The 5916-nt window shown below is 68.9% G+C and carries 5 protein-coding genes; 1 reads left to right on the top strand and 4 read right to left on the bottom strand.

All coding sequences use genetic code 11. The annotated features are described in order from the left end of the window. Nucleotides 1-34: 34 nt before the first annotated feature. The 4 genes from ACFXGJ_RS00720 to ACFXGJ_RS00705 are packed head-to-tail and all read right to left on the bottom strand — an operon-like array spanning nt 35 to nt 4440. Entirely contained in the window at nt 35-997 is a 963-nt protein-coding gene (locus ACFXGJ_RS00720) for a diiron oxygenase (protein ID WP_378615431.1), read from the bottom strand. Further along, nucleotides 994-1884 carry a prephenate dehydrogenase dimerization domain-containing protein gene (locus ACFXGJ_RS00715; protein WP_378615429.1) on the bottom strand — a complete coding sequence of 297 codons (891 nt, stop codon included), beginning with the start codon at nt 1882-1884 and terminating at the stop codon, nt 994-996. Before ACFXGJ_RS00715 ends, ACFXGJ_RS00720 begins: the two co-directional genes overlap by 4 nt. Continuing rightward, nucleotides 1881-4025, bottom strand: coding sequence for an aminodeoxychorismate synthase component I (pabB, locus tag ACFXGJ_RS00710; RefSeq protein ID WP_378615427.1), 2145 nt, complete (start codon nt 4023-4025; stop codon nt 1881-1883). Before pabB ends, ACFXGJ_RS00715 begins: the two co-directional genes overlap by 4 nt. A 10-nt stretch (nt 4026-4035) precedes the next feature. Beyond that, nucleotides 4036-4440, bottom strand: a complete 405-nt coding sequence (locus ACFXGJ_RS00705) for a chorismate mutase family protein (protein ID WP_378615425.1) — start codon at nt 4438-4440, stop codon at nt 4036-4038. 412 nt (nt 4441-4852) lie between these two features. Between ACFXGJ_RS00705 and ACFXGJ_RS00700 the strand changes: the two genes are divergently transcribed. Beyond that, entirely contained in the window at nt 4853-5893 is a 1041-nt protein-coding gene (locus tag ACFXGJ_RS00700; RefSeq protein ID WP_378615423.1) for a HoxN/HupN/NixA family nickel/cobalt transporter, read from the top strand. The last annotated feature ends 23 nt before the right edge of the window (nt 5894-5916 follow it).

The following is a 5916-nucleotide window of genomic DNA, read 5'->3' as shown; positions in this document are numbered from 1 at the left end:
GGTCGGCGGCCGGGCGCGGCGCGGCGGATACGTCCTACGGGCCGCCGAGTTCCGCCCGGAGCCGCTCGATCGCGCTGCAGTCCTGCGCCAGACGCCCGTCGCCGGGTTCGGCGGCCACGTCCCGCAGCATCTCGTCCGCGCGGGCGACCCCGACCGCCGACAGGATCGCCGACCACACCGAGTAGTCGGTGCCGGTGAAGGCCGCCACACCCTCGGCCATGCCCGACAGCAGGATGCGGCGGTCGTCCGGGTGCAGGCGGTCGTACACCAGTTTCACCAGTTCGGAGGTGACCGACGCGTGCGCCCGCTCGTCACGTCTGTGCAGCGCGACGGTCGCCTTGTTCACCGGTTGCACGCTCTCGTCGTCGGCGATCAGGCTCAGGTACGCCCCGATCGACGTCTCCGCGACCGTGGTGAAGGCGAGGGTGGTCAGGGCCGCCGACCGCGGATCGTCCCGGGCCGCCACCGCCTCGTGGGCGCGCCGCACGGTCAGGCTCACCGGCAACGCCCGCTCGGGAAGCCGCCACGGCCGCCGCCTGCGCGTCAGCGCGCTCACGTTGAGGTGCATGAGGGTGTGGTACTGCTCGTCGACCATGGCCTGCACCACCGATGCCCGCGCGGTGTCCCCGAGACCGGTGCGCAGCGAATCCTCCAGCAGCAGCTGAAATCCGGGGTTGACCACGTGCTGCTCGATGTCGATGACGTTCTTGTTGTAGGCGATCCACGCCCAGGCCCGGATCCGGTCCCGCGTCTCGTCGTCCAGTGCGAGATAGATCTCGTGGTCGCGGAAGGGAAGCAGGTCCTCGGCGAAATCGGCCTTGGCCGGGTCGAACAACTCGTCGAGGTCCGGTTCGGCCCGGCGGACGGTGGCCCGGCGCGGCCAGCTCCGGACCAGACCGGCGATCACCGCGCTCTCCGCCGGGTCGTCCGGGTCGAACTCGGGCAGCCGCGGGTCGCGGACCAGGTCCTCCACTCCGGGCGCGGGGCGCTCGTTCACGGCGTCCACCCACCCGCCGTGCGCGCGTCGACGGGCAGGAACTCGAACAGTCGCGCGCACAGGTCGCCGTAACGCCGATCGTGCTCGCCCAGTGGACCCCTGGCCTGCGCCATCAGGGCGGCGAACTCGGCCTCGGTGCCGGACTCGCACACCCGCGACAGGCGCGCCAGCCCCGTCGCCAGCGCCGCCCTGGCCTCGCGGGCGAAGGGATTCGCCGCCTGAACGTCCCAGTACACCTCCGGGGTCCCGAGTGAGACCCGGGCTAGCAACGCCAAGAGCAGGGTGTGCGGCGGCGGCGCGGCGGCGTGCAGTTCCGCTGTCCCGGCGCCGAGTTCGGCCAGTGCCAGTCCCGCCGCGAGCACCGCCGCGTGCGTCAGCACCTGCGTCGCCGCGCACAGCCGGTCGTGTTCGATCGCCGTCACCGGCACGACCGTCGCGCCCCCGCGCCGCAGCAGATCGAGGAACGGCGCCACCGGGGGACCGTCGCGGTGGAGCACGGCGAGCACCGGCCGGCCCGCCATACCCAGCGAGGGTGCGAACATCGGATTGATCCCCACCGACGGCGTGTCCAGATCACGCATCCGCTCTGCGATCCGCGTCTTCACCGACAGCGTCTCCACCAGCAACGCGCCGGGGCGCAGTCGATCTCGCAGCACATCGACCGCTGTGACGGCGACGGGTTCGGGCACGGCCAGCACCACACCCTCGGCCTCCCGGAGCGCTTCGTCCGCGGCATCGCCGGGCCGGGTGACGTCGAGGCCCGGGTCGTCCCGCGGATCCGCGACCACCACGAGCCTCCCGTCGGAACGGAGCAGATCGACCAGCATCGCGCCGACCGCCCCCCGACCGCCTGCCACGACCGTCGGTGAGAGCGGGTGCGTGGTCACGGCCGGGACCGTCCCCCCTGATCCTCCGGCACCGCGTCGTCCGGCACCGCGTCGTCCGGCACCACGTCGTGCGGCGCGCGCCCGTCCGCGACGGACAGGCATCGACGCATGGTCAGCGCCTTGACCATCGTCTCGTCGAACTCCTCGTCTACGTCGGACAACGCCACGATTGCCCCGCCGACCCCGAAAGTGACCTCCTCGTCCGTGGCCACCATCGTCCGGATGACGATGGAGAAATCGGCGGTGCCACTGAGCGAGAGGTAACCGATCGCCCCCGAGTAGACCCCGCGGGGCCCGTCCTCGAGTTTGTCGATGATCTCCATGGTGCGAACCTTCGGCGCCCCCGTCATCGATCCGCCGGGGAAGGTCGCCCGCAGGCAGTCCACCGGGGTGACGTCCGCACGCATCGTGCCACGCACGGTCGAGACCAGTTGGTGCACCGGCGCATACGTCTCGACGTCGAACAACTTCGGCACGTGCACCGAACCCGGCACGCACACCCGAGACAGGTCGTTGCGGACCAGGTCGACGATCATCAGGTTCTCCGCGCGGTCCTTCTCGCTCAACAGCAGTCCGCGGCGCAGGGCCTCGTCCTCGCCGGGCTCCGATGCCCGCGGCCGGGTTCCCTTGATCGGTTTCGACTCGACGGTCCGGTCGGAGCCGATCCGCACGAATCGCTCGGGCGAGGCACTGAGCACGGAGATGCCGGAGAACTGCAGCAGCGCGTTGTACGGGGTGGGACTGATGTCGCGCAGGCACGAGAACCCCTCGAGCGGATCCACGGTCTGCTTCACCGTCGCCGCGTTGGTCAGGCACACCTCGTAGGACTCGCCCGAACGAATCTCGTTGAGACACTGCTCGATCAAGCCCAGGTACTTCGTGCGGCTGTGCCGGAAGAGGATGTCGATGTCCGCCTCGGCCGGGACCAGCGGTGGCGCCCACGGCGTCTCGACCGGGACCTCGTCGAGCGCCGTGATCACCGCGGCCGTCTCCCGCAACCAACGGTCGCCCGCCGGGTCGTCGGTGCCGTCGTCGAGAACCAACAGGTGACAGCACCCGGACGAATGGTCGAAGACCAGGGCCCGGTCCGCGAAGACGACGGCCGCATCCGCTCGTGTGGACCCGTGCACCAGCTGACCGCAGGTGTCGGCCTTGAGTTCGTAGCCGAGGTAGCCGACGTAGCCGAGGTTGAAGCCGAACGGCAGATCCAGGCGGGGCGGGACGACACGCGCACGCAGTTGCTCGTCGAGATAGTCGAACAGGGTGGTGCGCAGCTCGGCGGTCGGGTGGCCGTGGCGGTGCACCCGGACCGTCGTCTCTGCGACCCGATAGGTGACGAACTCGGCACGCGGGCCGGAAGAATCACCCATCACCGAGAACCTCGAGTCCGCCTCGGCCGCGGAACTGCCGTCCAGCCAGAAGCTGTTCGGTCCGGCGGCGAAGAGCCTCTCGTAGACCGCACGCGGATCGACCGCACGATCGACGCGGACACTGCGTACCCGGTAGCTGTGCCCCGGTTCGGGCTGCGCAGGCCGCGCCGCCCGAACGGATCCGATCGGCCGCGAGACGCGGGCAGGCGTCAGGTCACGGAAGTTCGCCAGCAGCTCACGCCCGTAGTCCGTGCAGATCGACTCGGGGTGGAACTGCACCCCCCACAAGGGCAATTCGCGGTGCCGGACCGCCATCAGCACGTCGTCGTCCGTCCAGGCCTCGGCGACGAGGTCCGGCGACAACTCGTCGACGGCGAGCGAGTGGTACCGGACAACACGAAACGGTGACGGGATTCCGGCGAACAGTTCCGTGCCGGAATGCCGCACCGAGCAGATCCGGCCGTGCATGGGTTCCGGCGCGATCGACACCCGGCCGCCGAACAGGTGGCACAGCCCCTGATGGCCCAGGCACACCCCGAGCACGGGTAGTCCGGAGGCGGTGATCGCATTGCTGCTGATACCGAAGTCCCGGCGGCGCTCGGGCCGGCCGGGGCCGGGAGAGACCACGATGTTGTCGAAGTCGGACAGCCGCACCGCCGACCAGTCGGCGTCGTTCGGCACGACCACGGGTTCGTGACCGTTCACCCCCGTCAGCAGGCTGTACAGGTTGTAGGTGAACGAGTCGTAGTTGTCGATGAGCAGCGTGCGCACGGCGCGGCCCTCAGTCGCGGCCGACGGCGCGAACGCGCACGCCGAGCAGATCGGTCGACTCGGACGCGTCGATGATGGTGTCCTCGACGCGGCAGGTCTCGGCGATGAGCAGGTCGTAGAGCTCACGCAGGAAATCCGGCGACAGGTCGTGACTCAGGGCGTACGTGCGCGCGTGCTCCTGCACCACGCCCACGCGACGCGGCTGCATCATCGGAATCGCATATCGCCGTTTGACCACGGCGATCCGGGTGCACACCTCGATCCGCGCGCGGACGCTGTCGAGGAGCTCGTTGTCTATCCGGTCGAGCTCCGCGCGAAGGGATTCGAGTTCCCCCGCAGCGTGCGTGTCAGGCAGGGCGGTGGAGGCGGCCGGACCCGTCCTGCCGGCTCCGTTCCCGCTGGTCGTCTCGTCCATGCTCGGCACCGCCTTACATAGTCAGGGCCGGCGTTCGTCCTGTGTCGAATCGGTGCCGGCCGAACTCCGTCAGCTGCCTTCGTCACATCCCCAACTCTGTTCATGGTCTCACGGCGTCGGGAGTGGAGCAGTTCATCCGGTGTTCACGAAGGTTACGATCCCGACTCGAGGCCGTCAGCACCCATTGACGACAGCCCGTCCGGGGACATCTCCCCGGACGCACCGCCCTTCCTGCGAGCCGGTACTGGCGATCCTTCGACTGCCTCCCGGTGGCGTTGTACGCTGTCTGGGCGGCCGATATTCCCATCGCGCCCAACGAGTTCACGTCGGCCGCCAGACGACTCCGAGGCGAGATTTGGTGTCCACGGCATCGAAGTTATCCAGTGCCTGTCGCCGGCGAAGCGTCGCAGGCATGGCACTGACGATCCTGACTCTGCACGTCGTGGGGTGGGGGACGCTGCTGCTTCTCGTGGTGCCGGCCCACTACGAATTCAACGGCGGGGTCTTCGGTGTCGGATTGGGAGCGACGGCGTACGCACTGGGCATGCGGCACGCCTTCGACGCCGACCACATCGCCGCGATCGACAACACCACCCGCAAGCTCGTCGCCGAGAAGGGAAGGCCACTGTCGGTGGGCTTCTGGTTCTCGCTCGGGCATTCCACGGTCGTGTTCGTCCTGGTCCTGTTTCTCGCATTGGGGATCAAACACCTCGCGAGCAGCCTCGAGGACGACAACTCGGACCTCCAGCGCTGGACGGGTCTGTTCGGGACGTCGGTGTCCGGGCTGTTCCTGATTCTCATCGGAGTGCTCAATCTCGTGTCGCTGGTCGGCATCACGCGGATCTGGCGACAGAGCGTTGCCAGCGGGTACGACGAGGCGCACCTCGAGCGCGAACTCGACAATCGCGGGGCTCTGAACAGACTGCTCGGCCCCGTCGTGAAGGCCGTGCGCAAACCGTGGCACATGTATCCGGTCGGCCTGCTGTTCGGAATGGGTTTCGACACGGTCACGGAGGTCGGGCTCCTCGTCCTCGCGGGAGGCGCCGCCACGACCGGTCTTCCGTGGTACTCAATCCTCGTGCTGCCCGTGTTGTTCAGCGCCGGGATGTCGTTGTTCGACTCACTCGACGGTTCGTTCATGAACGTCGCATACGGCTGGGCATTCGCCCGGCCGGTCCGAAAGATCTACTACAACCTGGTGGTCACCGGCCTCTCCGTGGCGATCGCGCTGCTGATCGGGAGTCAGGAGATCATCTCCATCGTCGCCAGCAGGCGCGAGATCACCACGGGTCCGCTCGGGTGGATCGGCGGCCTCGACCTCGGCTCGATGGGGTTCGTCATCGTCGGCCTCTTCGTCGTCACATGGGTTGTGGCAGTGCTGGTTTGGCGGTTCGGCGGCGTGGAGGACCGTTGGGAGGCGCGCTCGGCGACCGAGCCGGTCGGCGGAGACTGACTCCGACCGAGCGTCGCCGAGGC

It is taken from the genome of Rhodococcus sp. NPDC059234, from assembly GCF_042754225.1.
In the GTDB taxonomy this organism is placed as follows: domain Bacteria; phylum Actinomycetota; class Actinomycetes; order Mycobacteriales; family Mycobacteriaceae; genus Rhodococcus_G.
This window is presented reverse-complemented; position numbering and strand designations above follow the sequence as displayed.